This window comes from Streptomyces sp. NPDC046712, assembly GCF_040645695.1.
Lineage (GTDB): Bacteria > Actinomycetota > Actinomycetes > Streptomycetales > Streptomycetaceae > Streptomyces.
On the sequence record NZ_JBEYYW010000028.1, the window covers coordinates 1 to 18,718 of the forward strand.

An 18,718-nucleotide genomic window follows, 5' to 3' on the forward strand; every position below is an offset into this window, starting at 1 on the left:
GGGTGCGTCCCCGGGGGCTCGGTGGTCCGTAGGCCCCGGGGTCCTGGGGCCCGGGCGCGCGAGGGTCCGCGGCCCGAGGGGTCTGGGCCCCGGGTCTGCCGCTAGCGGCAGCCCACCTCTCTCTTTCTCTGGAGTCACCCCGTCATGCAGAACGCACCTGTTTCTTCGTTGGTCGGGGAAGAGTACGAGGTCGAGGTCGGCCCCGTGGCACACGGCGGCCACTGCATCGCGCGTACGGAGGGCGGCCGGGTCCTCTTCGTCCGGCACGCGCTGCCGGGCGAGCGGGTCGTCGCCCGGGTCACCGAGGGCGAGGAGACGTCCCGCTTCCTGCGCGCCGACGCGGTCACGGTCCTGGACGCCTCGAAGGACCGGGTGGAGGCGCCCTGCCCGTTCGCGGGCCCGGGCAAGTGCGGCGGCTGCGACTGGCAGCACGCCAAGCCGGGCGCCCAGCGCCGCCTCAAGGGCGAGGTCATCGCCGAGCAGCTCCAGCGCCTGGCCGGTCTCACCCCCGAGGAAGCCGGCTGGGACGGCACGGTCATGCCGGCCGAGGGCGACAAGCTCCCGGCGGGCGAGGTCCCGCAGTGGCGCACCCGCGTCCAGTACGCCGTGGACGCCGAGGGCCACGCGGGTCTGCGCCGCCACCGCTCGCACGAGGTCGAGGTGATCGACCACTGCATGATCGCGGCCGAGGGTGTGTCCGAGCTCGGCATCGAGAAGCGCACGTGGGAGGGCATGGCCTCGATCGAGGCGATCGCGGCCTCGGGTTCGGGCGACCGTCAGGTGGTCCTGACCCCGCGCCCCGGCGCGCGTCTCCCTCTGGTGGAACTGGACAAGCCGGTGTCGGTCCTCCGGATCGACGAGAAGGACGGCGGTGTCCACCGGGTCCACGGCCGCCCCTTCGTCCGCGAGCGCGCCGACGACCGCACGTACCGCGTCGGCAACGGCGGCTTCTGGCAGGTCCACCCGAAGGCCGCGCAGACGCTGGTCCTCGCCGTGATGCAGGGCCTGATGCCCCGCAAGGGCGACACCGCCCTCGACCTCTACTGCGGCGTCGGCCTCTTCGCGGGAGCGATCGCCGACCGCGTGGGCGACCAGGGCGCGGTCCTGGGCATCGAGTCGGGCAAGCGCGCGGTCGAGGACGCCCGCCACAACCTTCAGGACTACGACCGCGTCCGCATCGAACAGGGCAAGGTCGACCAGGTCCTCCCGCGCACCCGCATCACCGAGGTCGACCTGATCGTCCTCGACCCGCCCCGCGCGGGCGCCGGCAAGCAGACGGTCAAGCACCTCGCGGGCCTGGGCGCACGCAGGATCGCCTACGTGGCCTGCGACCCGGCGGCCCTGGCCCGCGACATCGCGTACTTCAAGGAGGGCGGCTACCGCGTGCGGACCCTGCGAGCGTTCGACCTGTTCCCGATGACGCACCACGTGGAGTGCGTGGCGATTCTGGAGCCGGTGAAGTAGGGGCGCTGACCTGCTTCGCGTTCGCTGCCAAGGACGCCCATTCGCAAGCTGCTTGGGCCTGTTCTGGTACGCCCTCTTTCTGATCTGGGGCATCATGCTCGGCATGGCGGCCCGTCGGCGGTTGCGCGTCGGACTCCCGCGTTGCTGCGGCGGGCCCCGCCGAAAGTCGGGTTGAGGGCGGAACTCAAGGGCTCGGGGAGGGGCAGTGCTGTTGGAACGCACGGAGGTGCAGACCTTCCTGGCTCTGGCCGAGGAGCTGCACTTCGGTCGGGTCGCCGAGCAGCTCGGCCTGACGACCGGCCGGATCAGCCAGACCATCAAGAAGCTGGAACGGCGGATCGGCGCGCCGCTGTTCGAGCGCACCACCCGCCAGGTGAGATTGACCCCCCTCGGCCGCGACCTGGCCGCGGACCTGGCTCCGCTGGTGCAGGGCATGGATGAGGCCGTCCACCGGGCGGTCGAGCGGGCGCGCGGGACCACCGGCCTGTTGCGGGCCGGATTCCTGGGGGCAGCGGCGGGGCAGCTCCTCCTCAAGGCCCTCGAGCTGTTCACCGTCCGCCACCCTGACTGCAAGGTGACCATCCACGAGTGCCAGATCCATGACGCCATGACGCGGTTGCGCGGTGGAGAGCTGGACGTTCTCATCACAGCCTTCCCCGTCTCCCAGGCGGTTGCCGGGCCGGTCCTGCTGTCGGAGGCCCGAGTCCTGGCGGTGCCGGCCGGATCGTCATGGGCAGCGCATGCGTCGATATCGGTCGAAGTCCTCGCCGAGCAACCCGTGATCCAGTTGCCGCACGACATGCCCCAAGAGCTGCGCCACGAACGTACGCCCACCCACACCCCGGCGGGCAGACCCGTGCCATGCGGCCCGACAGCCGCCACCTTCCCCGAGGTCTTGGCCCTGGTCGCCGCAGGCGAGGGCGTCTTCCCGGTCGGCGAGCACGCCCGGCAGTTCTACCCGCGCCCGGACGTCTCGTATGTGGCCTTCAACGACGCCGCACCCGTCCAGTGGGGCCCGGTCTGGCTGGAGAGCAACATCAGCACTCGTTTGCGGGCGTTCGTCCAAGCCGCCGCCGACGCCAACACTTGACACCACCCTCACGGGGGTGGGCCCTGGTGCGCTCGGCCCAGCGGACGGCCGGCCCCATGGCGATCCCCGCCGCGGCGAAGAGGACACCGAGCAGGACCCAGCCGGGAGCACCCCAGCCCAGGAGCAAGGTAGTCAGGACCAGAGGACCGAGCATCCTGGCGACGGCCTGCCCGGTGCCGAAGAAGCCCTGGTACTGACCCTGCTTATCGGCGGGAGCCAGCCCGAAGCTGATCTCCCAGGCGCCCGAGGCGAGCATCATCTCGCCGAGGACTTGCAGACCTGCCGCCGCCAGGAGAATCAGTCCGGCGGTCCAGGCGGAGGACCCGAACGCGGAGAGGGAGAAGACGGCACACGCGGCGAACATGACGAGACCCGCGTGCCGTATGACCCGTGAGGCGCTCCTGAGACCTCTCACCCGCCGCGCGACCCGGACCTGGAAGGCGACCACACCGAGGGTGTTGAGCACCAGCAGCGCGGAGACCGTCCACGCCGGCGCCTGGGTCCGTTGCACGATCCACAGCGGGATCACCAGGCTGATCAGTGGCATGTAGAACAGCATGACCGCGTTGATCAGGGTGACGACCGCGTACGGGCGGTCCCGCAGGACCGCGAGCCGTGGCTCCCCCGGTGTCGCCTTCGTCGGGGTGACCACGGGCAGACGGCTCAGGACGAGCGCCGCGGTCAGGAAGCTCACAGCGTCCATCAGGAAGACGGCCAGGTAGGCCCCGCGAGTGTCGGACTGCAGGGCGAGCCCACCGAGTGCGGCGCCGACGGCCAGGCCGGCGTTCGTCGTCGACTGCAGGAAGGCACGCACCTCGGTGCGCCTGGCCTGTTCCACCAGCCCGGCCAGCAGTGCCTGCCGGGCCGCGGTGAGCCCGCACTGGCAGCTCGCGTAGAGCACGGCGGCCACTGCGAACAGCGGGAAGGAGCGCACCAGCAGGAACGACGCCACCGCGATCGCGGTCGCCATCGCCAGCAGGACGGCGGTGCCGCGCGCGCCGCGCCGGTCGGCCAGGTTTCCCAGGGGAACCCCGACCACCGAACCGACCGCCCAGCCCAACGTCAGGCCGAAGCCGATCTGGGCAGGGGTCAGGCCCACGATCCTGGCGAAGTAGAGAGCGGAGGTGACGTAGTAGGCGCCGTCCCCTATCGAGTTCATCAGCTGGGCCAGTGCCAGCACGCGCGGAGGCTTCATGCGTTGCTGTTTCTCCTTCAGTGCTGTGGGCGGCTGAGTCAACATGTCGTCTTGATGAGGATGTTGAGGAGCTCTTCGGGGGCGTCGCGCATGACGTTGTGGCCGGATCGGACGGCGTGGACCCGCCAGGAGGAGTCGGTCAGCAGACGTCGGTAGACGGGCTCGAACGGGGAGGGCGTGTCCCAGCCGGTGGCGTAGATGTAGTGCTTGTGGGCGAACGCCGACAGATCGTGGCGCAGGCGAATGGCCTGGAGGAGGGAGGCCAGGGGATGGGGGGTGGCGCGCGGGTCGAAGAAGGGCAGGGGGTCGCTGGAGTAGCCGGTTCGTTCGGTGCCGTTGAGGTACCAGGCTCGTTCCTGTTCAGTGACCAGGGACCAGCACGAGTCACCCTCTCGGGGCACCATGGCGTCGATGTAGACCAGACCACTCACGCGGTCGGGGACCCGGTCGGCGACTCCGGTGATGACCATGCCGCCGTAGCTGTGGCCGACCAGGACGGCGTCGGTGATCTGCTCGTCCTCCAGCAGGTTCAGCACGTCCTGCAGGTGGGTGTCGAGGTTGACGGTGCCGGTGAGCAGGTGCTTGCGCTCGCCGAGGCCGGTCAGGGTGAGAGCGTGGGCCTCGTGGCCGTGCGCGCGCAGTCGTCGGGCCAGCGGTTGGAAGGTCCAGGCGCCGTGCCAGGCGCCAGGGACCAGGACGAAGGTCGCCATCAGCCCCGCCCCACGGTCAGGACGATCTTTCCGCGGGTGCTGCCGCTCTGGCTCAGCTCGTGCGCCCGGGCCGCTTGCTCCAAGGGCAGGCAGGTGGCGATCTCGGGGCGCAGTAGGCCGGCCTGGACGAGCGAGACGAGCTGCCGCAGTCCTTCCTGGTCGGCTTCGACGATCATGAACTGGGTGCGCAGCCCGAGTGGCCGCGCCACATGGGCGAGTGCCGCTTCGGCCGGAGACGCGAGCGAGACGACGATTCCGCCCGGGCGCAAGGTCTTCAGCGAGCGCGGCCCGTACTCGCCTCCGATCGTGTCGATGACGACGTCGACGTCGTGAACCGCGGAGGTGAAGTCGGCCTGCGTGTAGTCGATGACCTCTTCGGCACCCAGGCCGCGTACGAAAGCGTGGTTGGCCGATCGGGCGGTGCCGATGACGTAGGCACCGCGCGCCTTGGCGATCTGGACGGCCAGATGCCCGACTCCGCCCGCGGCGGCGTGGATCAGCACCCGCTGTCCGGGTCGCACGTCGGCGGTGTCGACGAGCGCCTGCCACGCGGTGAGACCGGCCAGGGGCAAGGCGGCGGCTTGGGTATGGGAGATCTCGGACGGCTTGTGAACCAGATGCCGAGCCGGGGAGGTGACGTACTGGGCATAGCCACCAGCGGGCCGCGGATGGCGTGGCATCCCGAACACCTCGTCTCCGGGCGCAAGGGTCGTGACACCCGCTCCGATGGCCTCCACCACGCCCGACACGTCCCAGCCCAGCCTGATGGGAACGTCACCACCCGCCAGTCCGCCGCTGGAACGGTGCCAGGCGTCGGTCGGGTTGACTCCTGCCGCCACCACCCGAACGAGCACCTCGGCCGGTCCCGCCTGAGGGCGCACGGCCTCCACGATCTTCAAGACTTCGGGACCGCCGAAAACGTCCTGGCCTATCGCCCGCATCGTCATGCTTCCCCTGTTTCAAGTGGTCGGGATCACGTGTCGACCACTCAACCGCCCCGCTGAACAGGCCATCAAGGCACGATCGGAACAGGGCTGTTTAGCGAAATTCAAGGGCTCGGGCAGTGACAGTGCTGGGGGAACGCACGGGAGGCCGGCGCGTCGCGTCGCAGTCACGCGATGGCGTCCGGGCGTTCCCATCCAGGAAGGACGTTCATTCCATGGGCCGGCTGGTGACATACACGGTACGGAGGACGATGGCGGCGGAGAGAATCAGGAGGTTGAAGCCCGTCAGCCCGTACAGTCCGAGGTTCTCGCTCACGCGCGGCCCGCCCTCCATACCCAGGAGTTGGAGGCCCGCGAACCCGAGGAAGATCCCGACGAAGGCGTGCACCACCCGCCCGACGAGCTCGCCGACGACCCGCCGGTCGCGGGGATCGGCGAAGAGCCGCACATTGAGCCCGAGCCGACCTTCCTCGAGCGCACCACCGAGGCGGTCGAGGCGGCGGGGCAGCCGTCGCAGGACGGGCAGCAGGGAGATCAGTTCGTCGCGGGCGGTGTCACGCGCACTCTGCGGTCCCAGCCGGTCGGTGAGGCGGGCCGAGGCGTACGTTCGCGACGCCTCCAGCATGTTGAATCCGGGGGAGAGGCGGACCAGTGTGCCCTCCAGGGTGGCCAGGGCCCGGAACGCCGCCGCGATCTCCGGCGGAACCGCCAGCCGGAAGTCGGCCACCAGCCGGAACAGATCGCTGAACATCTCCACGTCGGGCGCGGATCCATGCCCCAGATGGCGAGCGCTGAACTGCCCGAGCGCGCGCAGCAGCCGCTGTTCGTCGACCTCCTCGGGACGGTCGGTGATCTCCAGGAGGGCCTCGCGCAGGGCGAGCGGATCGCCGCGGTCGACGGCGAGGAAGAGACCGCCCATCGCCTCGCGGAGCCCGGCGTCGAGCCGACCGACGGAGCCGAAGTCGAGCAGGGCGGCCGTGCCGTCGGGCTGGAGCAGGATGTTGCCGGGGTGCGGATCGGCGTGGAAGACGCCGTCCAGCGTGATCTGGTTGAGCAGCGCGGTGAGAAGGGTCTCGGCCAGCTGGGTGCCGTGTCGCTCGTCGTCGGGGACCGCCTTGCCGAGCGAGGTGCCCTCGACCCGGCTCATGACGAGGACACGCTCCGTGCTGAACTGTCCGTGCAGGACAGGGACGGCGACGCTGGAGTCGCCGCGAGCCTCGGCGGCCCGACGCACCGCGGTCATGTTGCGAGCCTCGACGCGGAAGTCCAGCTCCTCGCGCAGTGCGACGGCGAAGCCCTGCGCCAGCTCCTTCAGCCCGAGACCGCGCCCCCAGGAGGTACGGTCGCTCAGCGCGGCGGCCAGGCGCCCGACGATGTCCAGGTCGCGATCCACGAGTTCCGGTATCCCGGGCCGCTGCACCTTGACGACGACCTCGGTGCCGTCATGCAGGGCGGCCGCGTGGACCTGCGCGATGGAGGCCGCGGCCAGCGGGACCCGCTGGAACGTGGCGAACACCTCCCGCACCGGCGCTCCCAGGCTTTCCTGAAGCTGGGTCTCGACCTCGCTCCACGGCGCGGGCGGCACTTGGTCCTGCAGCAGACTGAGCTCCTCGGCAAACACCTCGGGCAGCAGGTCCCGCCGGGTCGACATCAGCTGTCCCAGCTTTACGAACGTGGTCCCGCCGGCCTGCAACGCCTGCCGCAACTCCCGCGCCAGCAACTCGTGCCGCACCCCGGGCGCGCTCCGCCGGCCCCGCAGATACGGACCGAGCCCGTGGCGGCCGGCGATGCGCACCACGTTGGAGTACCGCCGCGCCCGCGCGATCTGCCCACGCACCGACTGCGCCCACCCGAGCGGCCGTACGGCGCCCATGGGCACCACGATGTCCAGCGCGACGAGAACAACCATCGAGGCGAGCATCCCCACCCCGACCATCAAGGACAGCAGCGGCGCGAGCTCCCCCGACTCCTCCAGCCGGGGCCCGAACAACCCCCCGGACACCGCGAGTCCGCACGCCCCCGCGGTCGCGACCCGCACCGCCCCCGCCCGCACCCCCAGCAGCCGCCGCCCCACCACCGCAGGGGCCACCACCACAAGCAGGAAGACAAGCGTCCCGACCAACGCACCGGTAATCCACATGACGCCATTCAACAGCACACGCGTGCGATTCTCCGCGCTTGGCATCCCGGCCAAGTCGCCGAGCGCGACGGTGACTTGACGGGCCGGGTGCTCGCTGCCGGCGTTGCCGAAAGCCGCCCCGCCGGCCCGTGTTCGGGCCGGGTTCAGGGGCGGCTTTCTGCGGAGGGGGGGTGGGCGGTCAGCCCACGAGGGATGTTTCTCGCACGGGGCCCTGCGAGGGGTCTCGGGGCTGGGGCGTCAGTTTTTCGCCCTCGACGTCGATGTTCGGGAGGAGCCGGTCGAGCCACTTCGGCAGCCACCAGGCGGACTTGCCGAGCAGGGCGAACAGGGCGGGGACGATGGCCATGCGGACGACGAAGGCGTCGAAGAGGACGGCGGCCGCGAGGCCGAAGCCGATCATCTTGATGAAGTCGTTGTCCTCCACGATGAAGCCGGAGAAGACGCTGGTCATGATGATCGCGGCCGCGCTGACCACCCGGCCGCCGTACCGGAATCCGGTGACCACCGCCTCGCCGGGGCGTGCGCCGTGGACGTACGCCTCGCGCATCCGGGAGACCAGGAAGACCTCGTAGTCCATCGCGAGGCCGAAGACCACGCCGATCATGAAGATCGGCAGGGTGCTCATGACCGGGCCCGGCTGGTCGACGCCGAAGAGGTCGGCGAGCCAGCCCCACTGGAACACGGCCACGACGGCACCGAGGGCCGCGCTCACCGACAGCAGGAAGCCGAGCGCCGCCTTGAGGGGGACCAGGACGGAGCGGAAGACCAGCATGAGCAGGAGGAAGGCGAGGCCGACCACCAGGGCGAGGTAGGGGAGCAGCGCGTCGTCCAGGGTCTGCGAGAAGTCGATGAACATCGCGGTCTGGCCGGCGACCAGGATCTCGGAGGCGCCCGTGCGCGACTCGAGGCCGCCCGCCGTGCCGCGCAGGGAGCGCACCAGCTCCTCGGTCCTGATGTCGGTCGGACCGGTCTCGGGGACGACGGTGACGAGGGCCGTGTCGCCCGCCCGGTTGGCGGTGACGGGGGAGACGGCGTCGACTCCGCGGACCCCCTCCAGGGCCGTGCGGACCTGTTCGGCCGCCGCCTTCGCGTCCTTCGCCTCGACGGTGACCGTCAACGGCCCGTTGAAGCCGGGACCGAAGGAGTCCGACAGCATGTCGTACGCCTTGCGCTGCGTGGTCGCCGGGGCCATCGACCCCTCGCCCGGGAGCCCCAGTTCGAGGCTCGCGGCGGGTACGGCGACGGCGCCCAGGCTCACGACTCCGAGGAGCAGGACGGCGACGGGGTGGCGCAGGACGAGAGAGGCCCAGCGGGCGCCGAGGTTGGGCTTGCGGCGGGCCTCGCGCTTGGCGGCCCTGTGCTGCTGACGCTTCGACAGCGGCTTGCCGGTGTGCCGCTTGCGGTCCCTGCGGGCGAGGACCCTGACGGGGGCGAAGCCGAGCAGCGCCGGTACGAACGTGATCGCGACCAGGACGGCGACGGCGACCGTGCCGGCCGCGGTGAGGCCCATCTTGGTGAGCATCGGGACGTTCACCACCGCGAGCCCCGCGAGGGCGATGATGACGGTGAGCCCGGCGAACACGACGGCCGAGCCGGCGGTGCCCACGGCGCGCGAGGCGGCCTCCGCGCGTTCGCGTCCCTCGGCGATCTCGGCGCGGTAGCGGGAGACGATGAACAGGGCGTAGTCGATGCCGACGGCGAGGCCGATCATCATCGCGAGCATCGAGGTGGTGGACGACAGCCCGAGGGTGCTGCCGAGCGCGGTGATGCCGCTGATGCCGATGCCGACGCCGATCATGGCCGTCAGCAGGGGCATTCCGGCGGCGACCAGGGAGCCGAAGGTGAGGAGCAGGACGACGGCGGAGACGAGGATGCCGATCTTCTCGCCCGTACCGCTCATCGCCTGCTCGATCTTGACGGCGTCGCCGCCCGCCTCGACGAGGAGGCCGGCGTCCCGGGCCCGTTCCATCGCGTCGGTGAGACCGTCGTGCGCCGCGTCGGTGAGCTCGGTGGCCTGCGCCTTGTACGTGACGTAGGCGTACGTGGTCGTACGGTCGCCGCTCACGGTGTTCGTCTTGAACGGGTCGGCCACGGCGGCGACTTGAGGTGCCTTGGTCAGGTCGGCGACGAGCTGCTCGACCTGCGCCTTGCGGGTGGGGGAGGTGATCTTCTCGGTTCCGGGGGCGCGGATGACGACGCGGGCGGCGGCGCCGTCCGTGCGGGCGTCCGGGAACTTCTCCTGGAGGAGGTCGAACGCCTTCTGCGACTCCGTGCCCGGCATCGAGAAGGTGTCGGCGGGCGGGGCGGCGGCGGTGGAGGCCGCGAAACCGGCGCCGACGAGCGCCAGGAGCCACAGAAGGACGACCAGGCCCCGCCTTCGGAAGGCGAAGCGGCCCAGTCGGGAGAGGAACATGGCCACGGCGGAGGAGTCCTGTCTGTGAGGCGGTCGCGTCGCCGACGGCATGCCGAAGGCGCCGTCGGCGACGGACCGGATCTTTTCGGGTGAGTCTTTTCGGGTGAGGCGCGGTGCTCATCGGGCACAGGTGCTCATCGGGCACCAGGGACACCGCGCGCAGAGGGCGGACCGGTGTCGGTGAAGGAAGTCGCCATGACACCGCCGAAGGGCGGTCCCGCGGAGGCGACGCCTGAGGAGAGGCCGTCGCTGTTACGAGGCGGGGGAGGAGCCGCGCTCCGTCAGGGTGATGGCCGCGGCGGGGCAGACACCGGCGGCGACGCGGACCGCCGCGTGCCGCTCCCGCGGCGGCCGGGCGTCCAGCAGGGTGACCAGGCCCTCGTCCTCGTCCTGGTCGAAGACCTCGGGGGCGGTCAGGGCGCACATTCCGGCACCGAGGCAGCGGTCGCGGTCGACATGGATGTCCATGGGATCAGTTCTCGTGCCAGGTGACCGGCAGCCGGTGCACTCCGTAGATGTTCATGTTCGTCCGCAGTGGCACCTCCTCGGCAGGCACGTCCAGCCGCAGCGTGGGGAACCGCCTCAGCAGCGCGGGCAGGGCCACCGTCATCTCGACGCGGGCCAGTTGCTGGCCCAGGCACTGGTGGCTGCCGTGTCCGAAGCCCAGGTGCCCGGTGGCCTTGCGGCGCAGGTCGAGGACGTCGGGGTCGGGGAATCGCTCCGGGTCCCGGTTGGCGGCTTCCAGCGAGATGGTGACGCTCTCGCCGGCCTTGATGAGCTGCCCTTCCAACTCGACATCCTCCAGCGCCGACTTCACGGTGGTGGGGGCGACGGTCAGGTAGCGCATGAGTTCCTCGACGGCCTGCGGGGCGAGGTCCGGGTCCGTACGCAGGGCGTCGGCCTGCTCCGGGTTGCTGAGCAGCGCGAACGTACCGTGGGCGATCATGTTGGCGGTGGTGTCGAGCCCGGCGGCGAGCAGGAAGCCCCCGATACCGATCAGTTCCTCGTCGGTGAGGTCGGAGTCCTGGGCCAGGTCGCCGAGCAGGTCGTCGGATGGCTCGGCGCGCTTGGCGGCGACCAACGCGGCCATGTACTCCAGGAGTCCGACGAAGGCGGCTTGCTGGTCATCGGGCGTCGCGTCCATGGACATGATCGTGTGCGCGTGGTTCTGGAAACGCTCACGGTCGGCGTACGGCACGCCGAGCAGCTCGCAGATCATCAGCGCGGGGAGAGGGCGGGCGAACGCCTCGACCAGGTCGGTGCCGGGGCCGCGGCGCTCCATCGCGTCCAGGTGCTCGGTGGTGATCTCCTCGACGCGCTCGGAGAGTTGACGCATGCGGCGGACGGTGAACTTGCCCGTCAGCAGCCGCCGGAAGCGGGTGTGCTCGGGCGCGTCCATCCCGGTCATGTCGCCGACGGGGGCGGGCGGCAGCGGGCCCTCGGGGCCGCCGGGGAAGGGGTAGTGCATCAGCTCGTTTCGCGAACTGAAGCGCGGGTCCCCCATGATCGAGCGGACGGCGGAGTAGCCGGTGGCCAGCCAGCCGACGTGCCCGTCCGGGTACGTCATCCGGGTCAGGGGCCTCGCCTCGCGCAGCTCCGCGAGGCCGGCCGGCGGATCGAAGGGGCAGCCGGCGGTGCGCTGCGTGGGGAGCGTGACGGGCTCGGTGGTCTCGGGGCGGGGCGACGGTTCGTGCTGCATGGTTCCTCCGTGGAGAGTGACGTGCTGCGAACGAGGGGGAGTCGGCTACCGCTTGGCGGTGCGGCCGAAGGCGGACCGCGCCCAGAGGTAGCCGACGAGGGTGAGGCCGACGCACCAGGCGAGGGCGATGTATCCGCTGTTGCCGATCTCGGTGCCCATCAGCAGGCCGCGCAGGGTCTCGATGGCAGAGGTGAAGGGCTGGTACTCGGCGAACCAGCGCAGCCCGGTCGGCATCGAGTCGGTCGGCACGATGGCGCTGCCGAGGAAGGGCAGGAAGGTGAGCGGCAGGGGCGTGTTGCTGGCCGACTCGGGGGTCTTGGCGACCAGACCGATGCCGGCGGACAGCCAGGTCAGGGCCAGGGTGAGCAGGGTGAGGAGGCCGAGCGCGGCGATCCACTCGACGGCGGTGGCGTCGGGGCGGAATCCGATGGCGAGGGCGACGCCGATCACCAGGGCGATGGCGACCAGGGTCTGGATGAGGCTGCCGACGACGTGTCCGGTGAGGAACGCGGCGCGGGAGATCGACATCGTACGGAAGCGGTTGACGATGCCTTCGGTCATGTCGACGCAGACGCCGACCGCCGTGGCCACCGCCCCGGCTGTCGCGGTCATGAGGATGATGCCGGGCGCGACGTAGTCGATGTACTTTCCGCTGCCGGTGGGGCCGGCGGAGATTCCGGCGCCGAGAGCGCCGCCGAAGGCGTAGTTGAAGAGCAGCAGCATCATCACCGGCATGACGACGACGGAGATGGTCATCGACGGATAGCGCAGGGCGTGCTTGAGGTTGCGCCGCAGCATGGTCTTCGAGTCGCTGACGGCATACGCGAGGGTGCTCATCGGGTCGTCTCCGTGGCGGTGTCGGTGGTGCCGTGACCGGTCAGGGTCAGGAACACGTCGTCGAGGTCGGGGGTGTGCACCGTCAGCGACTCCGCCTGGACCCCCGCGTCGTCCAGGATGTCGAGGACGGCCCGCAGGGTCGGGATGCTGCCGTCGCTGGGGATGCGGAGCGTGAGCTCCTCGGGGTCGCGGGCCGCCGCGCCGAAGTAGCGGGCTGCGGCGTCGAGTCGATGCGCGTCGGCGAACCGGAGCAGGATGTGCCCGCCGGGGATGAGGCGCTTGAGCTCGTCCGAGGTGCCCTCGGCGACCAGCCTCCCGCCGTCGAGGACGGCGATGCGGTCGGCGAGCTGGTCGGCCTCCTCCAGGTACTGCGTGGTGAGGAAGACGGTCACGCCGTCGTCGGTGACCAGGGCGCGGATGATCTCCCACATGGTGCGGCGGCTGCGGGGGTCGAGGCCGGTGGTCGGCTCGTCGAGGAAGATGATCCGCGGGTCGCCGACCAGGGTCATCGCCAGGTCGAGCTTGCGGCGCATGCCTCCGGAGAGGGTGGAGACCGGTTTGCGGGCGGCCTCGGTCAGCTCGAACCGTTCCAGCAGCGCGGCGGCTCGGCGCTTGCCCTCGCGCCGGGGGAGGTGCTGGAGGTCGGCCATGAGGAGCAGGTTCTCCTCGGCGGTGAGGAGTTGGTCGACGGCGGCGAACTGGCCGGTGACCCCGATCGCGGCGCGCACGCCCTCGGGCCGCTCGGCGAGGTCGTGTCCGGCGATCCGGGCCTGGCCGGCGTCGGGGGCGATGAGCGTGGAGAGGATCTCGACGGTGGTGGTCTTGCCGGCGCCGTTGGGGCCGAGCAGGGCGAAGATCGTGCCCGTGGGGATGGTCAGGTCGACGCCGTCGAGGACGACCTTGTCGCCGTACGACTTGCGCAGTCCGACGGCGGAGATCGCCGGGTCGGCCGTGAGGGTGGACGTCATGGTCATGCAGTCCACCTCCCTTCGTGTGGGATGTGACATTGCACGGGTGAAAGGAGTCGCCCGCTTCGCGCGGTCGCCATCACGAGGATGGCGACACACGCCTGGGGCGTTCGGGGCGCCTGAAGGTGCCTCTGAGCGGGGGGAGAGCTCAGGCGCGACGGATCACGATGTCGCCGCCGCCGGTACGGGCGTGGATCTCGACGGTCTCCTCGGACGTGTCGGGGCTCGCCGACGCGCCGAGCGAGTTGCGGACGGTGCCGACGCGGGAGTTGACGTCCAGCCAAGCCGCGGTGGACTCGCGGATGCCGACCTCCACGTCGCCCGCGGCGGTCTGGAGCTGCATGACGCCGCGGGCCACCTCGCCGATACGGATGGCGCCGTTGGCGGACTTGGCCTCCACGGACGCGTGGGCGACGCCGACCGTGATGCGGCCGTTGGACGAGTTGGCCTTCAGATGACCGGTGATCTCGCCGATTGCGGTGTCACCGTTGCCGTTCTTGACGGTCGCCCCGCCCACGATCTCGCCGATCTCGACCCGGCCCATCCCGTAGATCTCGGCGTCGCCCACGGCGCGGCCGACGTGGATGTCCCCGGTGCTCGTACGCAGGTTCGTGACACCGGCCTCGTCGAGCCGGATGTCGCCGAAGGTCCTGACCCGGCACTCCCCGAGCGGTCCCTCGCAGGTGTAGTCCCCCATGGAGGAGGCGCCCTGCAGGTGAGAGCCGGCGGGCAGTTCGACGGTCACGTCGATCGATCCGTACTTGCCGAACGGGGAGCGCTTCTTGGGCCCCTTCACGGTCAGCACGCCGTTGGCGTACGTGACCTTGGTCTGCTGCACCACCCGTACGTCGACCTCCTCGGCGCCGTTGCTCGGCAGCACCTCGACGACCGTGTCCGTGCGCTTGCTCGCGGTGATCCGCACATTGCCGACCTCGAACTCGATGATCGCGGTGATGGGCTCGGGGGTCTCGAAAGAAGGCATGGCTGTCCCGTCCTCTTGGCTCTGGTAGGTGTTTGCGCAGGTGGTGCGGGTGGCGTGCGGTGGTGCTCCGACTAGCGGACCCAACCGCGGTAACTCTTGCCCTGTCGGGTGGTGCGGGCGGCGGGCTGGCCCGGTCCGCCCGGTTCCAGGGCGGTGGCAACGGCCCGTACGAGCCAGGCGTTGACGGACAGGCCCTCCTGGCCGGCGGCGTCCTCGACGCGGGCCTTGAGGTGCGCCGGGAGCCGGAAGTTGATCCGGGCCGTAGCGCCCTCCTCGCCCTCCGCGGCGAGTGGTGCCACCGGCGCCATGGATGGTGCCATCGGTGGTGTCAGGTCGGGCCCCTCCTCGCCGGGGCTCTCCAGGGCCAGCGGTGTCGTCACCACGAAGTCGGGGTCGAGGCCCCGCAGTCGCACGTCCACCGAGCCCGGCGCCAGCTCGCGGGTGATCTCGTTCGCTGCGTCGGACAGCGCGTTCAGGAGCGTCAGCCGCGCGGCCGACTCCAGGGGCGCGGTCAGCCGCTCGGCCAGGGCGCGGGCTTCGTCCCCGCCGGCGTTCGCGGCGACCGCGAGCTCATGGCGGAGGTGATCGACGTACGGGGTCAAGTCCATGAAGAGATAGTGGCACCATTGTGGCGCCATCGCAAGTCATTGTGGCGCCATGTGGCACCCGTGCGTGGGAGCGTCCCCGCCGAGACGGCCCGCCCGTCCGTCATGCCCACGCACGTCGACCGCGACTCAGAGCTGGGGCGTCAGGCTGCCCCGGAAGGTCCGCCGGTAGGCGAGCGGCGAGACGCCGATGGCCGCGTGCAGGTGCTGGCGCAGTGAGGTGCCGGTCGCGAAGCCGACCTGGCCGGCGATGTCGTCCACCGCCAGGTCCGTGGATTCCAGCAGGTGCCGGGCGTGGGCCACCCGCTGCTGGATGAGCCAGCGGCCAGGGCTCATGCCGACCTCCTCGTTGAAGCGGCGGGCGAAGGTGCGCAGGCTCATGCGGGCGTGGTCGGCGAGCTCCGTCAGGGTCAGCGGTTCGTGGAGGTTCTCCAGGGCCCACTGGCGGGTGGCCGAGGTGCCGTTCGCGTCCGGGTCCGGTACGGGCTGCTCGATGTACTGGGCCTGGCCGCCGTCCCGCCACGGCGGTACGACGCAGACCCGCGCCACCCGGTTGGCGACGGCGGTGCCGTGGTCCTTGCGTACGAGGTGCAGGCAGACGTCCACCCCGGAGGCGGCGCCCGCCGAGGTCAGTACGTCGCCGTCGTCGACGAAGAGGACGTCCGGGTCCAGGGCCACCTGGGGGTACCAGGCACGGAAGACGTCCGCCAGTGCCCAGTGGGTGGTGGCAGGCCGGCCGTCGAGGCGCCCCGCCGCCGCGAGGACGAAAGCCCCGGTGCAGATGGTCACGATCCGCGCGTCCGGGCGGATGACGGCGAGCGCCTCCGCGACCTCCGCACGAAGCTCCCGGGTGATCTCGGCGGTGTCGAAGGGCGGGAGGACGACGGTGTCCGCCGTACGCAGCGCTTCCGGCCCGTGCTCCACCGTGACGGAGAAGTCGGAGTTGGTACGCACGGGGCCGCCGTCGACGGAGCAGGTCAGAACCTCGTACCGGCCGTCCGCCGCCCCGAAGACGCGGCTCGGGATGCCGAGCTCGAAGGGGTACACCCCGTCCAGCGCGAGGACGACGACGCGGTGAGCACGATCCGGCATGGCACGATCCTGTCGAAAGATGGCAATCATGCCATGGTACGCGAGCGGGCCGGCCGCGAACCTGGATGCATGACGAACAACGCCACCATGCGCGCCATCAGCCAGGACGCCCACGGCACCCCCGACGTGCTCAAGGAGGTCCTGCTGCCCCGGCCCGTCCCCGGCCCCAGCCAGATCCTCGTCGCCGTCCGCGCGGCCGGCGTCAACCCGACCGACTGGAAGCACCGCTCCCAGGGACTCTTCCTCGACCGCATGCCGCTCGTCCTCGGCTGGGACGTCTCCGGCGTCGTCGAGGCCGTCGGCTACGGCGTGACGCTCTTCAAGCCGGGCGACGAGGTCTTCGGCATGCTGCCCTACCCCTACGGGGTCGGCTCGCACGCCGAGTACGTGACCGCGCCCGCCCGGGCCTTCGCCCGCAAGCCCGCGGGCATCGACCACGTCCAGGCCGGAGCCCTCCCGCTGGCCGCACTCACCGCGTACCAGGCGCTCGTCGACACCGCCGCGGTCGCCCCCGGTCAGCGGGTCCTCGTCCACGCGGCCGCCGGCGGTGTCGGCCATCTCGCCGTCCAGATCGCCAAGTCCCGCGGCGCGTACGTGATCGGCACCGCGAGCGCGCCCAAGCACGACTTCGTCCGCTCCCTCGGAGCGGACGAAGTGATCGACTACCGCACCACCGACTTCCGGGACGCCGCCCACGACATCGACGTGGTGCTCGACCCGATGTCGGGGGAGACCCGCGCCCGTTCGCTCGAGGTCCTGCGCCCCGGCGGAATCGTCGTATCACTCCTGCCGCCCACCGACCCCGACGAGGCGCGGAAGGCGGAGGCGCGCGGGGTCCGCGTGGAGACCCTCCTCGTCGAGGCCGACCACGCGGGCATGAGCGCCATCGCCGGTCTCGTGGAGGCCGGAACGCTGCGCGCCCACGTGGAGGCCACCTTCCCCCTCACGGAAGCCGCGAAGGCCCACGCCCTCGGCGAGACCGACCGCACGACCGGCAAGATCGTCCTGGTGGTCTGACGCCGGAGGGCGGCCCCGGAGCGCGCGGGTGTCAGCGGAGCGGCTGCGCGGTGCCCGTCAGGCGCTCCGGGGTCAGCAGTTCCGCGATGCGGGCGGCGGGCAGGAGGCCCTTCTCCAGGGTGAGTTCGGCGACGCCGCGACCCGTGAGGAGGGCCTCCTTGGCGATCGCGGTGGCCGCGGTGTAGCCGATGTGCGGGTTGAGGGCCGTGGCCAGGCCGATGGAGTTCTCCACCGCGGCGCGCAGTTCGTCGGTGTTGGCCGTGATGCCCACGACACAGCGCTCGGCGAGCGTGAGGCAGGCCGCCCGCAGCGAGGTGATGCTCTTCGCCAGGGAGTGCAGGATGACCGGCTCGAAGGCGTTGAGCTGGAGCTGGCCGCCCTCCGCCGCCATCGTGATGGTGATGTCGTTGCCGATCACTTCGAAGGCGACCTGGTTGACGACCTCCGGGATCACCGGGTTGACCTTGCCGGGCATGATGCTCGAACCGGCCTGTACGGCGGGGAGGTTGATCTCGTTCAGACCAGCGCGCGGACCCGAGGAGAGCAGGCGCAGGTCGTTGCAGGTCTTGGAGAGCTTGACCGCGAGGCGCTTGAGGACACCGGAGAGCTGGACGAACGCGCCGCAGTCCTGCGTCGCCTCCACGAGGTTGGCGGAGGTCACCAGCGGCATCCCGGTGATCTCGGCGAGGTGGCGGCGGGCCGTCTCGGCGTAGTCGGCGGGGGCGTTGAGGCCCGTACCGATCGCCGTGGCGCCGAGGTTGATCTCGTGGATCAGCTCGACCGCCTCGGCCAGCCGGTTGCGGTCCTCGTCCAGCATCACCGCGTACGTGGAGAACTCCTGGCCCAGCGTCATGGGCACCGCGTCCTGGAGCTGGGTGCGTCCCATCTTCAGGACGTCGCGGAACTCGACGGCCTTCGCCGCGAACGCGTCCTGGAGCACGGCCGTGGCCTGGAGCAGCCCGCGGACCGCCGTGATCGCCGCGATCCGGACGGCGGTCGGGTAGACGTCGTTGGTGGACTGGCTGAGGTTGACGTCCTCGTTCGGGTGCAGGTGCTGGTACTCGCCCTTGGCGTGCCCGAGGAGTTCGAGGGCGCGGTTGGCGACGACCTCGTTGGCGTTCATGTTCGTCGAGGTTCCGGCGCCGCCCTGGATGACGTCGACGACGAACTGGTCGTGCAGCTTTCCGCCGCGGATCTCCCGGCAGGCGGCGACGATGGCGGCCGCCTTCTCCGGGGCGAGCAGGCCCAGTTCCTCGTTGGCCAGCGCGGCTGCCTCCTTGACGGCGGCCAGCGCGTCGATCAGCTGAGGGTAGACGGAGATCGGCGTTCCCGTGATCGGGAAGTTCTCCATGGCGCGCAGGGAGTGGATGCCCCAGTACGCGTCGGCAGGCACCTCCCGCTCTCCGAGGAGGTCGTGCTCACGGCGAGAGACAGTCTTCATGGCGGTCAGTGCCTTAAGGGGAGGGAGGGGAGGGTGTGCAGGGCACGGCGGGGTGCCCGGGCGGGTGAACCCGCCGGGAGGAGGAAGGAGGGCCGGCGTCCGTCGGGGGAGGGGAAGGGGA

General features: G+C 71.0%; 16 protein-coding genes. 3 read left to right on the plus strand and 13 right to left on the minus strand.

Going from position 1 to position 18,718, the window contains the following annotated elements:
• The first annotated feature begins 144 nt into the window (after positions 1–144).
• Both ABZ939_RS29440 and ABZ939_RS29445 read left to right on the plus strand, forming a co-directional pair.
• Positions 145–1,464, plus strand: a complete 1,320-nt coding sequence (locus ABZ939_RS29440; RefSeq protein ID WP_361861618.1) for a TRAM domain-containing protein — start codon at positions 145–147, stop codon at positions 1,462–1,464.
• A gap of 205 nt (positions 1,465–1,669) precedes the next feature.
• Positions 1,670–2,554, plus strand: a complete 885-nt coding sequence (locus ABZ939_RS29445) for a LysR family transcriptional regulator (protein WP_361861621.1) — start codon at positions 1,670–1,672, stop codon at positions 2,552–2,554.
• On the opposite strand, the gene ABZ939_RS29450 is transcribed toward ABZ939_RS29445, so the two are convergent.
• From ABZ939_RS29450 to ABZ939_RS29505, 12 genes are all read right to left on the minus strand, one after another.
• On the minus strand, positions 2,502–3,749 hold the full coding sequence (locus ABZ939_RS29450) for an MFS transporter (RefSeq protein ID WP_361861624.1): 1,248 nt from the start codon (positions 3,747–3,749) through the stop codon (positions 2,502–2,504). The two genes, ABZ939_RS29445 and ABZ939_RS29450, sit on opposite strands and share 53 nt — an antisense overlap.
• 38 nt (positions 3,750–3,787) lie before the next feature.
• Positions 3,788–4,459 carry an alpha/beta fold hydrolase gene (locus ABZ939_RS29455; RefSeq protein WP_361861627.1) on the minus strand — a complete coding sequence of 224 codons (672 nt, stop codon included), beginning with the start codon at positions 4,457–4,459 and terminating at the stop codon, positions 3,788–3,790.
• Positions 4,459–5,400, minus strand: a complete 942-nt coding sequence (locus ABZ939_RS29460; protein ID WP_361861823.1) for an NADP-dependent oxidoreductase — start codon at positions 5,398–5,400, stop codon at positions 4,459–4,461. The genes ABZ939_RS29455 and ABZ939_RS29460 overlap by 1 nt, the downstream gene beginning before the upstream one ends.
• Positions 5,401–5,611: 211 nt before the next feature.
• Positions 5,612–7,543 (minus strand): AarF/UbiB family protein, encoded by a 1,932-nt coding sequence (locus ABZ939_RS29465; RefSeq protein WP_361861629.1) that lies wholly within the window; start codon positions 7,541–7,543, stop codon positions 5,612–5,614.
• A gap of 178 nt (positions 7,544–7,721) precedes the next feature.
• Entirely contained in the window at positions 7,722–9,962 is a 2,241-nt protein-coding gene (locus ABZ939_RS29470) for an MMPL family transporter (RefSeq protein ID WP_361861632.1), read from the minus strand.
• A 246-nt stretch (positions 9,963–10,208) separates the two neighbouring features.
• A complete protein-coding gene (locus tag ABZ939_RS29475; protein WP_361861634.1) occupies positions 10,209–10,424 on the minus strand; it encodes a ferredoxin in 216 nt (71 codons plus the stop codon).
• Between the two features lie 4 nt (positions 10,425–10,428).
• Positions 10,429–11,655, minus strand: a complete 1,227-nt coding sequence (locus tag ABZ939_RS29480; RefSeq protein WP_361861637.1) for a cytochrome P450 — start codon at positions 11,653–11,655, stop codon at positions 10,429–10,431.
• A 45-nt stretch (positions 11,656–11,700) separates the two neighbouring features.
• Positions 11,701–12,492: an ABC transporter permease gene (locus ABZ939_RS29485; RefSeq protein ID WP_361861640.1), complete on the minus strand. Its 792-nt coding sequence runs from the start codon at positions 12,490–12,492 to the stop codon at positions 11,701–11,703.
• Positions 12,489–13,466, minus strand: coding sequence for an ATP-binding cassette domain-containing protein (locus tag ABZ939_RS29490; protein WP_361861643.1), 978 nt, complete (start codon positions 13,464–13,466; stop codon positions 12,489–12,491). Before ABZ939_RS29490 ends, ABZ939_RS29485 begins: the two co-directional genes overlap by 4 nt.
• Before the next feature lie 142 nt (positions 13,467–13,608).
• The gene (locus ABZ939_RS29495; protein WP_361861646.1) at positions 13,609–14,442 is read right to left on the minus strand and encodes a DUF4097 family beta strand repeat-containing protein; all 834 of its coding nucleotides are present in this window, start codon (positions 14,440–14,442) and stop codon (positions 13,609–13,611) included.
• A gap of 71 nt (positions 14,443–14,513) precedes the next feature.
• The gene (locus ABZ939_RS29500) at positions 14,514–15,050 is read right to left on the minus strand and encodes a hypothetical protein (RefSeq protein ID WP_361861649.1); all 537 of its coding nucleotides are present in this window, start codon (positions 15,048–15,050) and stop codon (positions 14,514–14,516) included.
• Positions 15,051–15,176: 126 nt separating this feature from the next.
• A complete protein-coding gene (locus tag ABZ939_RS29505) occupies positions 15,177–16,139 on the minus strand; it encodes a helix-turn-helix domain-containing protein (protein WP_361861651.1) in 963 nt (320 codons plus the stop codon).
• Between the two features lie 69 nt (positions 16,140–16,208).
• Here ABZ939_RS29505 and ABZ939_RS29510 point away from each other — a divergent pair, with 69 nt between their 5' ends.
• Entirely contained in the window at positions 16,209–17,156 is a 948-nt protein-coding gene (locus ABZ939_RS29510; RefSeq protein ID WP_361861654.1) for an NADP-dependent oxidoreductase, read from the plus strand.
• 31 nt (positions 17,157–17,187) lie between these two features.
• Here the strand turns inward: ABZ939_RS29510 and aspA are convergent, their stop codons facing one another.
• Positions 17,188–18,597 carry an aspartate ammonia-lyase gene (gene aspA, locus ABZ939_RS29515; protein ID WP_361861657.1) on the minus strand — a complete coding sequence of 470 codons (1,410 nt, stop codon included), beginning with the start codon at positions 18,595–18,597 and terminating at the stop codon, positions 17,188–17,190.
• Between the last annotated feature and the right edge of the window lie 121 nt (positions 18,598–18,718).